This window comes from Psychrobacter coccoides (genome assembly GCF_017498085.1).
Classification (GTDB): Bacteria; Pseudomonadota; Gammaproteobacteria; order Pseudomonadales; family Moraxellaceae; genus Psychrobacter; species Psychrobacter coccoides.
In genome coordinates, this window is the sequence record NZ_JAGBKM010000001.1 from 1 (window position 1) to 18,213 (window position 18,213).

Sequence of the window (18,213 nt, forward strand, 5' to 3'; positions counted from 1 at the left end):
AAGTTAACCGCCCCAGCTAAGATATTGAGCTGCTTGGCGTGTTTGTCTTTGATGCGTAGTTTGAGCGTTTTCATGGAGTAATTATGATCTCAATGGGTGTGATTATCAAGGCACTTGCAATATTGGGCGACAACGGTTGACGCCTGATATCCACGCCCTAGAAGGACGTGGTTTTACGGCGCTGGATGATAAACCTAAATAAGCCAAATTTATATCATAAAAAAACCGCCTCGACAAAGGCGGTTCTGGTAATTGAAAACAGCGATGACATCAGTCTTGTAAATAGCTCAGTAAACGTAAAAACTCAATGTACATCCACACTAGGGTCGCAATAAGGCCAACACTAAAGACCCATTCATAGTCTTCAGACACACCCATAGCAACACCACGCTCGATGTTATCAAAATCAAGCAATAAGCTAAATGATGCGATGACGATTACAAATAAGCTAAAACCAATTGCAATCATACCACCATCAAACAAAAACGGTAGGCTGGAACCAAATAAGACAAAACCCCACTGTACAAGATACAAGATCATAATGGCAAAAATAGCCGACATCATAATAGAGCGAAACTTATCATTGACCTTGACGATACCTGAGCGGTATAGACCAAGCATGACCGCTGCGGTCACAAAGGTGGCACAGAGTGCCGTCAGAGGCACGCTTGGGTACATACTCATAAATATCATAGAGATGCCACCCAAAAATAGCCCTTCGACTAAGGCGTAAGGTACAGCAAGCGTTCTTGCCATATGCGGCTTGAACATAATGAAAAACGCTAGACCCACACCAACAAACATGCTGATGATAGACGTCATGTAAATAAAACCACTAGATAACCCAGCAGCGATCGCATAAAAAAAGAAGCCTAGACCAGATAGCGCTGACAACCCTAAAAGCATTGTTGTCTTTTGTACCACGCCTTTAACGGTCATCGACTTGCCGCCGATCGCAAGTTCTGCGCGACTGACAATAGGATTGGCCATAAAAATATCCTTAATTAAATAATATAAAAAATAGATTGCAGCTACTTTAGCAAAACCGACATTATTGTCAACTGTGTATACGTGACAGCCCTCAAGGCTTAGCAACGTATTGCAATGAATATAAAAATTCGTTTGATAGGTTATAGTATGGGGTCAATCATCACCGTTAACAATGATAATTGACAAAACAGGCTAGTTTAAGCACGCATTTATCGCTATCATTGCCCTGTATTTTAAAGTTATGTCGAGTCGCTTTATGGAAAACTCAGCGCAGTCAGAAAGGCTGCCACACTTACATGAATCAGAGCTCTTTCATGCCATTAAAAACCCTGCTTTTCGTCGCATTGGTCTGATGGGCCGAGCAGGGAAGCGCAGCGTTACTAAAAGCCTGGTGCAGATTGCCCAAACCATCAATGAGATGAATTTGACATTGATTATGGATGTGCAAACAGCCAATTTACCGACTTTGGACTTAACCGAAATAGCTGCGGTCAAAATTGTCAAGCGTAGTTTGATTGGTGAGATTTGTGACTTAGTTATCGTGGTTGGTGGTGATGGCTCCATACTTCATGCTGCAGAAGCGTTAGCACGTTATCGCGTACCCGTGCTAGGGGTCAACCGAGGTCGTCTGGGGTTTTTGGCTGATGTTAAGCCTAAAGAAGCGGCTTTTAAATTGCGCCAAGTGCTTATGGGTGATTATCAGCTGGATCATAGGTTTTTGCTTATGATGGAGATCCGCCAAGGTCGAGAAGTCCTGCATGAAGATATGGCGCTAAATGATGTGGTGTTGCATGCTGGTAAATCTGTGCATATGATTGATTTTCAGATGAAAATTGATGGCCAAGATGTTTATCGTCAGCATAGTGATGGGCTGATCGCAGCGACTCCTACAGGTTCAACTGCTTATGCGCTGTCAGGTGGTGGCCCTATTATTCATCCCAGTATGGACGCCATCTGTCTCGTCCCTATGCATCCACATACCTTGTCTAGTCGGCCGATTGTGGTCAGTGGCAATAGTGAGGTTTGCATTCGGATTCATGAGGATAATCGTACCCAACCTATGGTGAGTGCAGATGGCAAAGCCAGTGTACCTATCGAACAAGACCAGCGGCTGTATATTCGCAAACACCCAGACAAACTCACCTTGCTACATCCGCCTGGTTTTGACTTTTATGAAGCCTGTCGAACCAAATTGCATTGGAATGTTCATGCTGAAGAGTTTAGTCTGGATAAAGATGATGATATTATTGATGATGAGTAGATATTGATAATAAATAACCCCAGTTATTAGACAGTTATATGATCTAACATAGAGATTGAAGATAGTGGTGGAGAAAAGACAAGATGGATAAGCAAACGATATTGGCCAGTCTAACCCCTGATGTGGTCGAAAAGTTCCGTGTAGCGATAGAGCTGGGCAAATGGCCTGATGGTAGACGATTGACTGTTGAGCAGCGAGAGACTTGCATGCAGGCCGTCATGATATGGGAGCACGAGCATTTACCACCTGCTGAGCGTACCGGTTATATTCATAAACCTATTAAAGACGATGGCTCGGTTGTTGGTGCTGAGTGTGATGTCGAGCATGAACATCATTACCCTAATCTGCCAAATCCTAAAGGTGCCATTCAGCCTGTGAAGTTTCTTAATAAATAAACACCCTCAAGCCAGTATAAAAAAGCCACGCTATATAGTATAGCGTGGCTTTTGTTTATTAGCTGATATGCTGATAGCTTAATCATAATGACTGCTCATTTTGAGCCAAAATGATTACACACACTTGCTCGTTATATTGCCGTAGTGTCTACACTTGGACGTAGAGTAAGTGGGTTTTTTTCCATCAAAAAACCCTGCCAACCCCAATGTAAAAAGTTACGAATATTGGCGTGGTCTGTCCCCTTTGGAGTCGCTTTAACTTTAGCATAGTGCTCACCAAACAGTGTCAGGGTATCGAGCTGGCTCAAACCATGTAGCTTTGCAAAGCCAAAAATCTTGGCGCTGCTTTCGTTTTCACCGGCTTGATTGTGCTGCATCCCGTTCACGAACGGCACTGGTGCATAGCGATAAAAATCATCGATAAAGCTGATGACATCATTAAATCCAATGGCTTTTTTGTTCAAACCATTAAGTAGAGCCGATATATCAGATTGGCGGATACTCATAAGTAAGTGACCTCAAAGCAAGTTAAATTAACGATTGAAATAATCTTCGTCATCAAATGAAGGCGCAAAATTGCCTTGCTCAAGATGTTGCATCTGCGACTGAACAGAGCGCTCATGTTGAATACGTTGATAAATCTCTTCACGATGTACAGCAATGTCTTTTGGCGCATTAACACCTATGCGTACCTGATTGCCTTTGACCCCTAATACAGTCACACTGACTTCATCGCCGATCATTAATGTCTCGCCCACACGGCGTGTTAAAATTAGCATGCGTCACACTCCTTATGTCGCATTAAAAAAATATTACTCATTACATTACATCTCAATTGCAAATCATCGTTACATCATTGCATAAATATCTTATCAATAATAATCTCAAAATGATACGTTTCGTCTCAAATTAAAGTAAAGTAAGATATGATATACGATGATAATAGGTAGGTTCATTTAGCCCAAATGAGCCACCATTATAGGTGGCATAATAGATACTGTCACGGCTTTTAACAAAACTGCTGGGTAATTATCACCTTTCGTCAGCCTAAAAGTTAAAAAGAATAGAGTCAGTAACGACTCTATTCTCCATACAAATAGCAAAAATCATGCAGATGGTTGTTTATTTTAAGCCTTACTGTCCTGCCACTCGACTATCACCATCTTCACGATCAAGTCCAAATGCAGTGTGCAGCGACTTAACTGCTTTTTCTAAATGCTGGTCTTGAATCAGTACGGAAATTTTGATTTCACTCGTCGATATCATTTGGATATTGATGTTGTTTTCAGCGAGGGTTTGGAACATAAGGCTGGCAACTCCAGCGTGTGAGCGCATGCCCACGCCGACCAAGGAGACTTTGACCACTTCGCTATTCCCTAAAATCTCTTTGGCACCGATGTCGTCTTTGACTTCATCATTTAGGACTTTTATGGCTTTATCTAAGTCAGTACGATTGACGGTAAAGGTAAAGTCAGTGGTACCCCCAGTAGACAGGTTTTGTACGATCATATCGATTTCGATATTTGCACGGCCGATAGGTGTCAGGATTGCAGAGGCAATACCGGGGTGGTCAGGTACGCCGCGTACTACAATTTTTGCTTCGTCACGGTTAAAGGCGATACCTGAGATGATTGCCTGTTCCATACTGTCTCCTTCGTCTATCGTAATTAAGGTACCAACATTATCTTGGAAGTCTTGATCAAAGCTACCGTCCGTATTTTCATCAAAGCTTGAGAGGACACGTAACGGTACACCATATTTGCCAGCAAACTCTACTGAACGAATTTGCAAGATTTTGGAGCCAAGGCTTGCCATTTCTAGCATTTCTTCAAAGGTGATTTTTTCCAACTTTTTGGCTTTTGAGGTGACACGTGGATCAGTGGTGTAGACCCCATCCACATCTGTATATATTTGGCACTCATCAGCGCCTAATGCTGCTGCCACAGCGACGCCAGTAGTATCAGAACCACCACGACCTAAAGTGGTGGCATTACCTTGGTCATCGACACCCTGAAACCCTGCAACGATAACGACATTGCCGGCATCTAGCTGCTCACGGATGCTGGCATCATCAATACTTTCGATGCGAGCTTTATTATGTGAGCTGTCGGTTTTAATCGCCACCTGACGACCAGTAAATGAACGTGCGCCCACGCCCAGCTCTTTGATAGCCATTGCCAGTAGCGAGATGGATACTTGCTCGCCAGTAGAGACCATTTGGTCATATTCACGAGGGTCTGGATCACTACTAATCTGGCGCGCTAAATCGATAAGGCGGTTGGTCTCGCCACTCATAGCAGAGACGACGACGACGACTTGATGGCCATTGTCATGCCAGCGCTTGATACGTTTTGCGACGTTCTTAATACGATCGATACTGCCCATTGAGGTACCGCCGTATTTCTGTACTATTAACGCCATAAGTTTTACCTATTATTCATGATGGCTGTTGGTTAAAATTCATTGCTAATGAACGGGTTTTGGATGCTTTAAAGTCGAGTTGTAAAAACGACATCATTTTACAGTGCATTGACTGTATATTGATGGTGTTGTTTTTAGACAGTGTTACTTTATACCACAATCATGCGCTGAAATTAAGTCATAGCCGTGTTTTGATATATGGCGATTGGTTATAACAGGTATAACCAATCGCATGCTTGTTGCTTAATCACTTAGGTTTGGCAAGTCTTAGACCACTAACCCAGCTGTGATTCGAGCCAAGCCGGTAAGCTGCCGATAATAGCAGCACTATTATCAGGTTTTGGTGCGCCGCCTTGAGCGTAATCAGGTTTACCACCACCCTTACCACCAAGCTCGCCTGCCAAATGGCGAATGATATCACCGGCTTTGATACGGCCAGTGACAGACTTGGCGACACTGGCTGCCAATGCCAACTGTCCGTCTTTATCACCGATCAAAACGATGACGCTATCAGGAAGCTTGGATTTGATATCATCCATCAGCGTGCGAATCGACTTGCCATCAATCCCTGATAAGGTACTAATCAATACGGGTACATCAGCGATATTTTGCACATCATCAAGTAGGTTTGCTGCTTGCGCACTTGCCATTTTTTGCTGTAAGCGTTCAAGCTGTTTTTCAAGCTCACGCTGCTTGTCTGCCATGGTCTGCACACGTGCAGCAATATTAGGACGTTTGACCTTTAGCTGTGCTGCCAGCTCGCTCAACTGTTGATCACCTTGTTGCAAGTACTTGACAGCGTTCATACCTGTGACGGCTTCGATACGGCGGATGCCAGCGGCGATACCGGCCTCGCTGGTGATTTTGAAGATACCGATATCGCCAGTACGCTCTACGTGCAGACCGCCGCATAGCTCGATAGAGAAGGGCTGACGCTGACCATCGACCACTTGTTCTGTGCCCATGGTTAGTACCCGTACGTCATCACCGTATTTTTCACCAAACAGGGCGACTGCGCCTTTATTCATGGCGTCGTCGATAGGCATATGCTCGATACACGCTTGGACATTGGCTTGAATTTGCTCATTGACCAAACGCTCAATTTGCATGATTTCAGTGTCAGTGACGGGTTTGTCATAAGAAAAGTCAAAACGTAACACGTCGCTTGAAACCAATGAGCCTTTTTGGGTCACATCGTGACCAAGTACCTGCCGTAGAGCAGCGTGTAATAAATGCGTGGCGGAATGGTTTTTAGCACTGGCACTACGAATATCTGACAGTACCTGCGCTTCAGCGCTTTGCTTGGCACTGATCTCGCCCATCGTGACGATACCATGATGAATAATGGCTTGACCGGATTTTTTGGTATCCTGCACCTCAAATACACCAGTAGCGGTACGGATCTCGCCAAGCTCGCCCACTTGTCCACCGCCTTCAGCATAAAACGGCGTACGATCAAGGACGACGACGCCTTCCATACCTTCGTTTAGAGCCTCAGTGGCTTCTCCGTTTTGATAGACAGCGAGCAGAGTGACATTGTCTTCTGTCAATTGCTCATAGCCGATAAACTCAGTAGGGGTGTCGACTTGAATAACGCTACTATAATCAACATCGAACTTACCAGCATCACGAGCTCGGTCGCGCTGTGCTTGCATGTGCTCGTCAAACTCGTCCTCGTTGATGAGGATGCCACGCTCACGAGTAATGTCAGCGGTCAAGTCCAGCGGAAAGCCATAAGTATCATAGAGTTTAAATGCTGCTGCACCAGAGAGGGTGTCACCATCTTGCAAGTCTTCAAGCTCGCTGGCAAGCAGACGTAAGCCTTGCGCTAAAGTCTTGGCAAACTGCGCTTCTTCTTTTTGAATCGCATTTTCAATTTGGCTTTGTTTGTCTTTTAGCTCTGGATACGCATCACCCATTTCAGCGACAAGTGGCGCCACCATTTTATAGAAAAAATCACTCTCTGCACCAAGTTTATTGCCATGACGTACCGCTCGGCGAATGATACGGCGTAAGACATAACCGCGGCCTTCATTGCTTGGTAGCACACCATCTGCAATCAAGAACGCCACCGCACGAATGTGATCAGCAATGACGTTCAGAGAAGCTTGTTGCTCATTAGCGATACCTAGAATATCTGCTGCCGCATCCATTAAGTGTACAAACAAGTCTATTTCATAATTACTATGTACACCTTGCATAATAGCACTGATGCGCTCAAGCCCCATGCCTGTATCGACACTTGGTGCAGGTAGGGGCAACATGGTGCCGTCTTTTTGGCGATTAAACTGCATAAATACGCAGTTCCAAATCTCGATAAAGCGGTCGCCATCTTCTTCAGGCGTACCTGGAAGGCCACCTTCTATTTCAGGGCCATGGTCATAAAACACTTCGGTACAAGGACCACAAGGACCGGTATCACCCATCGTCCAAAAGTTATCAGACGCATAAGGGGCACCTTTATTGTCACCGATACGAATGATGCGCTCTGCAGGGATACCAATTTCAGTGTGCCAAATATCAAAGGCTTCGTCGTCGGTTTCGTAAATAGTCACGTATAAGCGGTCTTTATCGATTGCCAACCAGTCCTTTGAGGTCAAAAACTCCCAGATATAAGCGATACCAGCTTGCTTGAAGTAATCGCCAAAAGAGAAGTTGCCCAGCATCTCAAAGAACGTATGATGGCGAGCCGTATAACCGACATTGTCCAAGTCATTATGCTTGCCACCTGCACGCACGCATTTTTGTGAGGTCACCGCCCGGGTATAGTCACGAGTCTCCATTCCCAAAAATGTCTCTTTAAACTGATTCATCCCCGCATTGGTAAATAATAATGTCGGGTCGTTATGCGGAATCAGGCTCGATGAGGGGACTGCGGTGTGCTGCTTGCTTATAAAATAATCTATGAAGGCTTGACGAATATCGGCTGAGCGAAATGGCTGACTCACAGCGGCTCCTTACTGACGGGTGGTATTGAGTAAAATAAGTTAAATGATTTTGCAAGCGATTTTAGCACAAACGCCAAGGGTGTTGATATAGAAGACTAAGTATGCGCAGTTTTAGTTTGGTGTTTGTGCTGGCTGATTGCGGCTACGAAACCATGCCAAAATAATCGCCACAATCATAATTAGACCAACGATACCCAGCATTGGATACACGGTGCCAATGAGTTTGCTAAAACCAAGCTGACTTAGGCCCAGACCAATGATGGCAAAAAATGCACTTAGCCATTTGAAACCCTTTGCTCCTGGTTTAGCAAAGCGGGTGCTAAAAGCAAAAAACATACCCACTGCGGTGCTGTATATCATACAAATAAGCGTCACCGACATAATCAGGGCTAACACTGGTGAGATATTTGCAGCGAGTCCTAAAGTAGGCATCTCAACGCCTATGAGTGTATCGATATTGGCAAAAAGCCCGATATTAAGTAAGAATATCAACAGACCCAAGCCAAGACCGCCCATTGCTCCGCCCATGGCTGCTGTTTTTTGTGAATGAGTCAACCCACCAATCACAGCCAGCATAGGAAAGCCAACCGCAATATTAAATGAAGCATAAAGTAGGGCGCCAAATATCCAACTTGAAACCGGCCAGTCCGAGCTGATGGTGGGTATCTCTTTTGCGACTTCATTTAGCGTGTCGTTGGCGACATTACTGGTAAAAATTGAGTAAGTGGTGATTGCCAGTATCAATAATAGCAGTACAGGCATGATGATACTGATGAGTCTTATGATGCCTCTTACATTCAAACAAAGCGTGGCAATCACCAGTACTGTCATAAAAACACCACCTACCAGTGGTGGCCAGCCGTACTGCTGAGCGAAAATCGAACCACTACCCGCAAGCATAACCACGCCAACGCCAAACAAAAAGAATGACAACACCACGTCCATAACAAAGCCTGCACGTGTACCAAACAAGGTGTACAAGACTTTTTTGTGGGAATGAGCCTGCATGCTTGAGCTCATGCGTGCTATTTGCATTCCTAAAAATGCAAAAAGAGCAGCACTAACCAGTGTGCCTATAACACCTGACATACCGTAACCGGTGAAAAACTGCAGCACTTCCTGACCAGAGGCAAAACCCCCGCCAACCACTACCGACATATAGGCTGCCGCTATTTGCCAAGACTGTTTATTCACTGTTTTGTACTCCTATCCCTGAAGTTATAGTTTTTAGGGAAAATGTGCCTTAATTATTGTTTAATGCAAATATCCTATGACTAGACATAGATTAAGGTCGCAGTAATGTCTGTGCTACCGGATTACCTGTCTATCATTTGCGATGAAAAGGGAGTGCTTGTTTATTGCGAGGTACATTGTACTTGGCGGGATGTTGTTTTCAAGTCTGATCTGTATTTCAGGGTATTTTGACTCTCTCTAACTGACAGGCCAAGAAAAAATGATTAGGGTTTAGGATGTCCCATATTAATCCATAATAATAATGAGGTTATTTACTAAAAGTCAGTCGATATAAGTAGTGTATTGGTTTATAATAAAGGCTTACTAGTAGTGTGGATTTAGGGTATACAGTGGTTATACCCCTTTAAATGAGGATTATATTATGAACTGGCCACTATTCTCTATGGTTTACTCGATGGCAGCAACGGTTATTGTCGGTGTGCTCATTATTGCAGCTTTGGTGACTGGGTTTAACGAAATTCCACATATCCAAATTGCTGTGGTGGTGGGGCTATTGGTGTCTATACCCGCTGGACTGTTTTTTACCAAAAAAATCAGCAGCATCACTGGCGAAGAAACAGACAACAGCCGCCGCGTGTAGGGTCAGACGGTTTAAAAAAGCCAACCGTATGGCGCATATATATTGATGCCACATAGGTAATGTCACATAGGTAGCGACAGCTGGCTCAGCTTAAAGGTACTGCTGTGTCGCTGGGGTTTCCATTTTCCATACTGATGCTATTCAAGTATTTGCTGCTAGCGCTCTACAGCTGTAGAACTTGATTTACTTGATGACATAAGCGTAAAGCGCTAAATGCTGCTAGGCTTGAAGTTCTGGGGTTTTCGGCTAGAGGTAATCCGGTTATGCTGAGCTCAAGTTTGCCAAATACGCCTTCAGCTACAATATGATGAATGTTGTGGGTTAGGGCAGGGTCAGCGATCAGCTCGACTTGGGTCTCATCTAACCCAACGCCTGCAAGAGCGATGGTCGCAGCCACATTTGAGTTATCAGGAAACAGACTTGCCGCTTCTCTTGCCGTCCCAGTAAAAAATATCGTCGACTGCTCTAAAGAGTCGTAGTCAATCAGCTCGTCAGCATAACTGCCCCGCCAGCCGGATGGGTTTTTTCTACCTTGATAAATCACTTTGTCAAGACCAGCTAAGCTTGCAGCATTGATGCCATCGATGCCGGCAACCGCCCCTGCTAAGAGATGAATGTTCACCCCTTGCGTTTTTGCAGCATCATGTAGTGCAACCGCAAACTTCTCATCGGTAAAAGCGCCCACAGAGACCACCCCAAGAGGGATTTTTTTCTGTAAAACTTTGAGCCCATGCTCTTTGAGTGCTTCTTGTCCTGCCATTTCAATAGCGATGTCAGGGGTCTTTATTAACTCCTCTACAGCAGTAATAATCGTTACAGATTCGCCCATCTCCCTTTTTAGGCGCTCTGCACTTCGAGCGCTGGCGAGAATTGTGGATAGCTTGATATCTTTCGGCAGCATCTCATGCACCTTTCTCGCCATCGATCCATAACCTATAAACATCACGGTTTTCATAATAAACACCTATATCTAAAAAATAGCTCAATGCTAAAAAAAAGACCTTATATAAGGTCTTTTTGACAAAGCGGTTTTTATCGCTCAAAGTGTTTTTTAATACTCAACACGTTTACTTGAGCTCGACTGTCGCACCGTTCTCAATATTGGCATAGACCTCTAACACATCCCAGTTGGTCAAGCGCACGCAGCCTGCTGATGCTTGGCGACTGATGCCTTCAGGCTTTGGTGAGCCATGAATACCGTAAGAGGGCTTGGATAGTCCCATCCATACTACACCTACCGGGTTGTTTGGGCCAGGTGGCAGCATGTGTACTTTTTTCTTATCACCCTTACCGACAGTGGCTTTATACCAAGGCATTTTAACTCTATTGATGATCTTAAAGGTGCCTTGAGGGGAAGGGGTAGCCGCACTACCGACGGTAGTTGGATAAGTAGCAACCAACTGATCACCGTTATAAGCATATAAGGTTTTGTCGGATTTATTGGCCACCACCCGATTGATGCGTTTGTTTAGTGGCTCACGGTTATTGACCACTGTGATGGTTTCGCCAACTTGATACTTTTTGTTTTTATTGAGCTTATCCAAGTAACGCACATCCATATGAAAGCGCTCCGCAAGCATCTCTTTGATGTCTTGATAGTACAGCCCTTTCATCTTGGATTTGGCTTCTGAGCCAGAAGGGGTGGTCGCAAATTTAGTTTTGATATCATCTTCTGTGAGCGTATAAGTGACGAGCACAGGCTTATTAGCAGGAATGTTTTCAATCAAAGCATTCCAAGTTTTTTGATCCATCTTACCAGTTGCTGGTAAGCCCTTCATGGTTTGGAAGTTGGTTAAAGCCTTCTTACTATTCATACCCCAACCACCATCAATGGGGCCAGGCGATGCATGGTTCCAATCAAGCAAAGCCTGCATCTTAATCGTCATCGCCGAGTTGACTTTCATATTCGGTGACCAAGAGGCGTCGTTTACTTGTTTGGCATAGTTTGATAGGTTCAGCGTGGTATATCTTTTACCGTTTTTGTCCTCAATACTTTTGATGGCAGTGTCATCACCCAAGCTCTGTAACGGCTGATTATTGGGAAGCTCAAAAGAAAGCGGGTTCGTTGTGTCGACAGAGGCGCCCTCACTCGGGGCTGCAACTGCTTGGCCTTCAGTGATGTCATCAGTGCTATCAGACTGCTCGTCTTTACGAGTCAGCTCTTGTGCACTCATATTGTCAGCGGCTACGGCCGGCGCTTCTATAGTGGGCGCTTCTACTGTGGCTGGCGCATCTACTGTTTCATTGTTCTGGTTAGCTTTGTTTTTGGCATCGATCAGCTGGCTCATGCGGTCAGTAGCGCTAGAGGTTGCAGAGTTGCTCTCAGCAGAGCTGCTACGGCTTTCTTGGATATCAAGGCTGGCGAGCACAGCCATATCAGGTAGATTGTCTGCGCTGTGTGCTGACAAAGTACGAGCGTTATCATTGGTTGCAGCAAAAGTACTGATACTCATCGTAGCGCTAATCGCTGCGATAGACATAGCAGTAATAAGAGGTTTTATTTTCATCATGTTAAATCACAGTCAGTGGTTACAATGAGGCTATTATGCGCATAATTCAGATACTACGCAAACTTTTGACACATCTTTTTGCGTTGAGAAGAAGCTAAACGTCACCTATTGACGTATTGACTACATTTGAGTAATGTTCACTCAATAGTAAGGCTGTTAAATTGCTTAACTGCTTGTTATCGAAAGGTTTAGTAAGGTGCTACATTAGTCATTGGTCAGTCACTACTCATCATTAGGTCATCATAGTGAAAGCAATTCTGAGGCTGGCACGTTATTGTTTGACAGTCAGATGGATAGTCGTTGGCGCTGTATCGGCTTTGCGTCTATAATGCACACATCATATTTGAATTAATTAACCCGCATGTAGACCAAGAGCATGTAATCAATAAGGTGCGATATGCCAGAACACCAGACTATGAGTGCAGAAGCGTTTCAAAAGCAGTTTAACGATGAGCCTAACCCCACAATCTTAGACCATAATATGGAAGCTGATAGTGCGTTTGTTACCGATCACAGTGAGTATGTAAACTTGCATAACGAACTCGAAGAAGCTCGTGAGCAGCTGTTTAGTATCCGTGATTTTATTCGCTTTGCCGTGACTCAATTACGCAATTACGATGTCGTCGTTGCGCAAGGGACGAATGATGAGTTTGCTGAAGCCGCTGCTATTGTGTTGCATTCTTTATCTTTGGACTGGGCGGCAAATGAGCAGATACTCGACTGCCGCTTGACGGCTTCAGAAAAGCAAGACGTTTTGAGCTTACTAGAAGCGCGTATTGCTGGGCGTAAGCCATTAAGCTATCTGATTAATTTGGCTTATTTCTGTGATTTACCTTTTTATGTGGATGAGCGGGTTTTGATTCCACGCTCGCCAGTTGCCGAGTTGATTCGTCAACAGTTCTATCCCTATTTTAATGTCAACGATATGGCTAAGCCGCTTGGCATAGCAGTCGATGGCCAAGCTGCTACCTTCTATGAGCATGGGCTAGATGCCAAGCAGTTACCACAGCCAGAGCGTATTTTAGACTTATGTACAGGTTCTGGTTGTATTGCTATTGCAATGGCGACACGCTTCGTCGATGCGCTGGTCGATGCTGCCGATATCGATAAAGGGGCCTTAGAGGTGGCGATGGTTAATGTCGATCATCATGATCTGGGTCATCAAGTCAATGTGATTGAGTCAGACTTATTTGCCAAGCTACCTGCTGACAATCAGTATGAGCTCATCGTTACCAATCCGCCTTATGTTGATGCCGCGATTATGGCAGATCTACCGCCAGAGTTTTTGTACGAGCCTGAGCATGCATTAGCTGCAGGGCAAGATGGGCTGGATTTGGTACATCGTATTTTATTTGAAGCGCCAGACTACTTAACGTCTGAAGGTCTGCTTGTGTGTGAGGTCGGTGATAGTGAGTGGGCGCTCAATCAAGCGTACCCAGAGATTCAGTTTAATTGGCTGACATTTGCGCTTGGTGGTCACGGTGTCTTTGCTATGACCTATGATGAGCTCATAAAGCACCGTGAATTATTTGCACATTATGTGCAGCTACTGGACAATGCTCAATAGTATAGTGGTTACTCAAGATCTCAATGAAGTGTTTCTGAAGAAGTTTTACGGGTTTAAGGATAGATATGGCAGGCAATAGTATTGGACAGGCTTTTACGGTGACCACTTGCGGTGAGTCACATGGTGCAGGCCTTATGGCAATTGTGGATGGTGTACCGCCAGGGTTGGCGTTATCTAGCGCTGATTTGCAAGTGGATTTGGACCGCCGCAAACCAGGGACGTCCAAGTACGCAACTCAGCGCCGAGAGTCTGATGAAGTCGAGATTATCTCGGGGGTGTTCGAAGGCAAAACCACGGGCACCTCTATCGGTCTGTTGATTCGTAATACCAATCAAAAATCCAAAGACTATAGCGACATTAAAGATACCTTTCGTCCAGGTCATGCCGATTATACTTACAGTATGAAGTATGGTTTTCGTGATTATCGTGGCGGTGGGCGCTCATCAGCACGTGAGACGGCAATGCGAGTAGCCGCAGGCGCCATCGCAAAGAAATATCTACAAGAGCGCTTAGGGGTGCAAATCCGTGGTCATGTGACTCAGATTGGCAACGAATATAGTAACATCACAGACACACGTCAAATTGACTGGAAGTTTGTGAATAGCAACCCGTTCTTCACTGCTGACAAAGACGCTATTGGTCGCTTTGAGACCTTGATAGATAATCTACGCCGAGAAGGTACCAGCTGTGGCGCTAAGCTAGAAGTTATCGCCAGTGGCGTACCGGTCGGACTTGGTGAGCCAGTATTTGACCGTTTGGATGCTGAGATTGCTCATGCCATGATGAGTATCAATGCGGTAAAGGGTGTCGAGATTGGCGATGGCATGGCGGTAGCAGGGCAGTTTGGTCATCACTCCCGTGACGAGCTGACGCCGGAGGGGTTTACTGCTAATCATGCAGGCGGCATCTTGGGCGGCATCTCGTCAGGCCAAGATATTCGTGTCAGTATCGCCCTAAAGCCAACGTCTAGTATCACCACACCTGGCAAGAGTATCAATACTCAAGGCGAAGCGGTCGATATGCTCACCAAAGGCCGTCATGATCCTTGCGTTGGGGTGCGAGCCACGCCCATTGCAGAGGCCATGCTAGCGATTGTCTTACTCGATCATTATCTGCGTCATCGTGGGCAAAATACCGATGTTAAGCAGCCGGTAGAATCAATTACTTAAAGTCGTCTTAGTAAAATATATTGTAAAGCTATCTGCCCTGTATCATATCTAATGAAATATTAATAGATATGATACAGGGCTTTTTTTTGGACTCTCAAAAGAGTAGTTAATCAGTTCATGATAGGCTCTAGTTGGTAGGTTAATAGAGGTCTTAAACTGTCAATTGATAATCATCAATAGCCACACAGTGCTGATGACGAAAAACCAATAATAACCGCTGACTGGGAATGGCCAACCAGTGGCCAAACTCAATACTGTCGATGCCTTGGTCCGATAAAGCCTGTGCGCAACGATGACGGTTCTGACCTAACAGGCTTTTAATAACAATATGCTGCATAGAGTTTCTCTCTTTGTTTTACGATTTCGATGACGCTATCGTAAAACAAAGAGATAGAAAACCTGTGTAGGAATGATGGAAAGTTGATGAACTATAATAAATACTCGTCCTTTTTAATCTTTAGCCAAGGGGAGGGTAAGGCTAACCATCACGCCAGAACTCTGACTTGTATTAGTATCAACCTCCTTATTAGCATCATTAGCGCTACTACCAACATTACGAATGCTCACATGGCCGCCATGATGTTCAATCACTTGTTTGACCAAGGTTAGACCAAGACCAGTGCCTTTTTTTAGAGCGCCGCTAGACATAGAGGCATGCTCACTTTGACTTTGATGTGATAGGCTAAAATAACGATCAAAAGCTTTGTCAATAGCGTAATCAGGCAACCATTTACCATCATTAAAAACCTCTATGGTGACGGCTTTTGCAGTGCTATGCATATAGACATTGATCGTGTTATCGGCAAAATGAATGGCATTGTCTAACACGTTTTGTAGTACCTGCACCAACCAAAACTGATCAGCGAAAATACTGGTAGTTGCCAATATATCTGCTGACAAAGCAGTGGCTTTTGACATATCTTTATCATCAATATAAATGCTAATAGGCGAGAGCTGCTGCTGTTGCAACTTTGCCGCATTGTCTTTTGCTAAGCTCTGTAGCAATGGTAATAAAGGAGTCAGTTGTCGATTCAGCTTAAAGGTCGGTTGCTCAGTTTTGGCAAGCAGGAGCAGACGATCGATCAGCTGCTGCATTTTGATGCTCTGTTCCCCAACGGCTTGAATGAGCATCTGCCGATCCTCAGCATCCAGTTCGTCATCCTCTAACAGCTCGCCACTGGCACGAATCGCTGTCAAAGGGCTTTTGAGCTCATGAGTTAGGGTATGGACATAGTCAGTGACATACGCTCTATTTTCTAAGCGATGCTTCATGGTCTCAATCGTGTCTGTTAGGCTGTTGAGCTCATGGCCTAAATAAAAATAAGGCTTTTTAGTATCCTCTGCTAAAGCCCCAGTGTATTGAGTAACTAAGGTAATACTCTGCTTCAGCCACCATGCCACCAGTCCTGCTAGTATCAGAGCGATAATGCTCATAAGCAGGGCTGTAATTAGCATCCGTTTGCGGGTATTGTCTAGATAGTGTCGCACACTAGCGGTTGGCTTGCCAACGCTGACGACACCAATTGTATCGCCGGCAGCGTTATTGATTGGCTGCGCCACGTACATGACTGAGCCATCACGATGGCGGTGATTGCGCACCGTACTTCTCGCCCCATACTCTCCTTTTAAGGTTAAATAGACATCATTCCACTGGCTATAGTCTTGCCCTTCGTCATTATCAGGTTGGGATAGTGAGTCATAAATGACCATACCCTGATTATCTGTCACATACACTCTAAAACTACTAAAACTTTTCTTTTGATATTCAGGGGTTATGGGTTGATTGCTTGTTGACGGACCAGAAAAAGCAGCATCAAGCTGCGCCTGAAAGTCAGCATCATATAATTGCCCTGAAGATAAGGGCGTTTGTAGACTGGCTGCGAGTAGTTTGCTGGTGTCGAGCAAAGTATCTTCAATAACCTGCTGCGCTGTAGGCTTGACATAACCAAATAACTGGCCAAATACAAGTGCACCACAAATAACAAGCACTAAAGCGACGGCGAGCCAAATCCTAAAAAATATACTTAAATTAAGTAATCGCTCAGGCTTAGCAGTTTGCTTTGCTGTACCAATAGGGTGTAACTTGGCGTACCAATTGCTTTGATTGGTATTAGAGCGGTTATTATCATGACTGTTAATATAGCCATTCACTTTTTTATGATTCATATTTATAAAGCAGCTGTGTGAGGTAGTGAATGACCACTACTAAGCAGGACATAATGCATAACCAAGCCCACGATGGGTGTGGATGACATCAATACTGGCATCAATAGCTGCCAGCTGCTTACGAATCGACTTTATATGACTGTCTATCGTTCGAGCCAAGCGATGGTCGGGATAGTCGCTGACAGCGTTTAATAGTTGTTCACGACTAAAGACCTGATTGGGTGCTTGTAGCAAAGTCAATAAAATATTGCGCTCGGTATTGCTCAGCTCTAGTTTGGTGTCATTCCATGTCAATGAATAATTGAGCGGTTGGTAATGCCAGATACCAGATGGGCCGTCAAATGTTAACGCTTGACCTTGTGTCTCATTAGAGACACTGCCATTATCAGTATCGTCTAATCCTGTAGAAAGATCAGGCTGTTGTGACAGCAGCTGCTCACGGCGCCAAATGGCTTTGAGACGGGCAACGAGCTCTCGTGGACTAAAAGGCTTGGCACAATAGTCGTCGCCACCCATTTCTAGCCCTAATATACGATCTACCTCATCACTACGAGCAGTCAAAAATACAATCGGAATATCTTTTAAGTTGCCAATACCATCTGTATGACGTATTTGTTGGCATAAGCTCAAACCATCACCATCTGGTAGTCCCACATCTAGAATAATCGCGGATAGGTCTTGAGCCGCATCACTATGCAGCATCGGTAATACACGACTGGCGTTATCTAGCCACGTGATTTTCCAGCCTTCACGCTTGCAGGTCACTTTGAGCGACATGGCAATAGCAGGATCATCTTCTACCAATAAAATATGGGTCATAGGCTTTGTGTCTTTGTATAAGAAAAATGGTTGATGCTGAATTGGCTTGAATTATACCCGTCTATATATGAGCATTGAAAAATAATAATAGAGCGTCATACAATAGATAGGCGCTACGCCAAAATCAATAAAT

Annotated in this window: 15 protein-coding genes and 2 pseudogenes; 5 read left to right on the top strand and 12 right to left on the bottom strand. The window is 44.6% G+C overall.

Annotated features, from left to right (window positions below; all coding sequences use genetic code 11):
- Both J3492_RS13430 and J3492_RS00005 read right to left on the bottom strand, forming a co-directional pair.
- Positions 1-74, bottom strand: a pseudogene (locus J3492_RS13430) (transposase); the annotation flags it as partial.
- 196 nt (positions 75-270) lie between these two features.
- Positions 271-990 carry a Bax inhibitor-1/YccA family protein gene (locus J3492_RS00005; protein ID WP_207988432.1) on the bottom strand — a complete coding sequence of 240 codons (720 nt, stop codon included), beginning with the start codon at positions 988-990 and terminating at the stop codon, positions 271-273.
- A 256-nt stretch (positions 991-1,246) separates the two neighbouring features.
- Here J3492_RS00005 and J3492_RS00010 point away from each other — a divergent pair, with 256 nt between their 5' ends.
- Positions 1,247-2,251, top strand: a complete 1,005-nt coding sequence (locus tag J3492_RS00010) for an NAD(+) kinase (protein ID WP_279381118.1) — start codon at positions 1,247-1,249, stop codon at positions 2,249-2,251.
- A gap of 83 nt (positions 2,252-2,334) precedes the next feature.
- On the top strand, positions 2,335-2,646 hold the full coding sequence (locus J3492_RS00015; protein WP_207988437.1) for a YeaC family protein: 312 nt from the start codon (positions 2,335-2,337) through the stop codon (positions 2,644-2,646).
- Positions 2,647-2,777: 131 nt separating this feature from the next.
- On the opposite strand, the gene J3492_RS00020 is transcribed toward J3492_RS00015, so the two are convergent.
- The 5 genes and pseudogenes from J3492_RS00020 to J3492_RS00040 all read right to left on the bottom strand — a co-directional run bounded on the left by J3492_RS00020 (position 2,778) and on the right by J3492_RS00040 (position 9,209).
- Positions 2,778-3,152: a HopJ type III effector protein gene (locus tag J3492_RS00020; RefSeq protein ID WP_207988439.1), complete on the bottom strand. Its 375-nt coding sequence runs from the start codon at positions 3,150-3,152 to the stop codon at positions 2,778-2,780.
- A 105-nt stretch (positions 3,153-3,257) separates the two neighbouring features.
- Positions 3,258-3,425: pseudogene (gene csrA, locus J3492_RS00025) on the bottom strand (carbon storage regulator CsrA); the annotation flags it as partial.
- A 355-nt stretch (positions 3,426-3,780) separates the two neighbouring features.
- Positions 3,781-5,067: an aspartate kinase gene (locus J3492_RS00030; RefSeq protein ID WP_207988441.1), complete on the bottom strand. Its 1,287-nt coding sequence runs from the start codon at positions 5,065-5,067 to the stop codon at positions 3,781-3,783.
- Positions 5,068-5,342: 275 nt separating this feature from the next.
- Positions 5,343-8,015, bottom strand: a complete 2,673-nt coding sequence (gene alaS, locus J3492_RS00035) for an alanine--tRNA ligase (RefSeq protein WP_207988443.1) — start codon at positions 8,013-8,015, stop codon at positions 5,343-5,345.
- Positions 8,016-8,126: 111 nt separating this feature from the next.
- The gene (locus J3492_RS00040; protein WP_207988445.1) at positions 8,127-9,209 is read right to left on the bottom strand and encodes a YkvI family membrane protein; all 1,083 of its coding nucleotides are present in this window, start codon (positions 9,207-9,209) and stop codon (positions 8,127-8,129) included.
- Positions 9,210-9,630: 421 nt separating this feature from the next.
- On the opposite strand from J3492_RS00040, the gene J3492_RS00045 reads away from it, so the two are divergent.
- Positions 9,631-9,849: a hypothetical protein gene (locus tag J3492_RS00045; protein ID WP_207988447.1), complete on the top strand. Its 219-nt coding sequence runs from the start codon at positions 9,631-9,633 to the stop codon at positions 9,847-9,849.
- 163 nt (positions 9,850-10,012) lie between these two features.
- Here the strand turns inward: J3492_RS00045 and J3492_RS00050 are convergent, their stop codons facing one another.
- On the bottom strand, positions 10,013-10,804 hold the full coding sequence (locus tag J3492_RS00050; protein WP_207988449.1) for an aspartate dehydrogenase: 792 nt from the start codon (positions 10,802-10,804) through the stop codon (positions 10,013-10,015).
- A 112-nt stretch (positions 10,805-10,916) separates the two neighbouring features.
- Entirely contained in the window at positions 10,917-12,359 is a 1,443-nt protein-coding gene (locus J3492_RS00055; protein WP_207988451.1) for a L,D-transpeptidase family protein, read from the bottom strand.
- 481 nt (positions 12,360-12,840) lie between these two features.
- On the opposite strand from J3492_RS00055, the gene prmB reads away from it, so the two are divergent.
- Entirely contained in the window at positions 12,841-13,926 is a 1,086-nt protein-coding gene (gene prmB, locus J3492_RS00060; RefSeq protein WP_424108366.1) for a 50S ribosomal protein L3 N(5)-glutamine methyltransferase, read from the top strand.
- A gap of 65 nt (positions 13,927-13,991) precedes the next feature.
- On the top strand, positions 13,992-15,095 hold the full coding sequence (gene aroC, locus J3492_RS00065) for a chorismate synthase (RefSeq protein ID WP_207988460.1): 1,104 nt from the start codon (positions 13,992-13,994) through the stop codon (positions 15,093-15,095).
- Positions 15,096-15,246: 151 nt separating this feature from the next.
- Here aroC and J3492_RS00070 read toward each other — a convergent pair whose 3' ends face one another.
- The 3 genes from J3492_RS00070 to J3492_RS00080 form a co-directional block, all read right to left on the bottom strand.
- A complete protein-coding gene (locus tag J3492_RS00070) occupies positions 15,247-15,432 on the bottom strand; it encodes a hypothetical protein (RefSeq protein ID WP_207988463.1) in 186 nt (61 codons plus the stop codon).
- A gap of 113 nt (positions 15,433-15,545) precedes the next feature.
- Entirely contained in the window at positions 15,546-17,261 is a 1,716-nt protein-coding gene (gene creC, locus J3492_RS00075; protein ID WP_207988465.1) for a two-component system sensor histidine kinase CreC, read from the bottom strand.
- A 39-nt stretch (positions 17,262-17,300) separates the two neighbouring features.
- On the bottom strand, positions 17,301-18,080 hold the full coding sequence (locus J3492_RS00080) for a response regulator (protein WP_207988467.1): 780 nt from the start codon (positions 18,078-18,080) through the stop codon (positions 17,301-17,303).
- Positions 18,081-18,213: the final 133 nt, after the last annotated feature.

Bases quoted from the DNA above. Each gene is read 5' to 3' on its own strand.
- prmB (WP_424108366.1), top strand. From the start codon at position 12,841: ATGGAAGCTGATAGTGCGTTTGTTACCGATCACAGTGAGTATGTAAAC.
- J3492_RS00080 (WP_207988467.1), bottom strand. From the start codon at position 18,080: ATGACCCATATTTTATTGGTAGAAGATGATCCTGCTATTGCCATGTCG.
- J3492_RS00020 (WP_207988439.1), bottom strand. From the start codon at position 3,152: ATGAGTATCCGCCAATCTGATATATCGGCTCTACTTAATGGTTTGAAC.
- J3492_RS00055 (WP_207988451.1), bottom strand. From the start codon at position 12,359: ATGATGAAAATAAAACCTCTTATTACTGCTATGTCTATCGCAGCGATT.
- J3492_RS00070 (WP_207988463.1), bottom strand. From the start codon at position 15,432: ATGCAGCATATTGTTATTAAAAGCCTGTTAGGTCAGAACCGTCATCGT.
- J3492_RS00010 (WP_279381118.1), top strand. From the start codon at position 1,247: ATGGAAAACTCAGCGCAGTCAGAAAGGCTGCCACACTTACATGAATCA.
- J3492_RS00015 (WP_207988437.1), top strand. From the start codon at position 2,335: ATGGATAAGCAAACGATATTGGCCAGTCTAACCCCTGATGTGGTCGAA.
- aroC (WP_207988460.1), top strand. From the start codon at position 13,992: ATGGCAGGCAATAGTATTGGACAGGCTTTTACGGTGACCACTTGCGGT.
- J3492_RS00045 (WP_207988447.1), top strand. From the start codon at position 9,631: ATGAACTGGCCACTATTCTCTATGGTTTACTCGATGGCAGCAACGGTT.
- creC (WP_207988465.1), bottom strand. From the start codon at position 17,261: ATGAATCATAAAAAAGTGAATGGCTATATTAACAGTCATGATAATAAC.
- J3492_RS00030 (WP_207988441.1), bottom strand. From the start codon at position 5,067: ATGGCGTTAATAGTACAGAAATACGGCGGTACCTCAATGGGCAGTATC.
- J3492_RS00050 (WP_207988449.1), bottom strand. From the start codon at position 10,804: ATGAAAACCGTGATGTTTATAGGTTATGGATCGATGGCGAGAAAGGTG.
- J3492_RS00005 (WP_207988432.1), bottom strand. From the start codon at position 990: ATGGCCAATCCTATTGTCAGTCGCGCAGAACTTGCGATCGGCGGCAAG.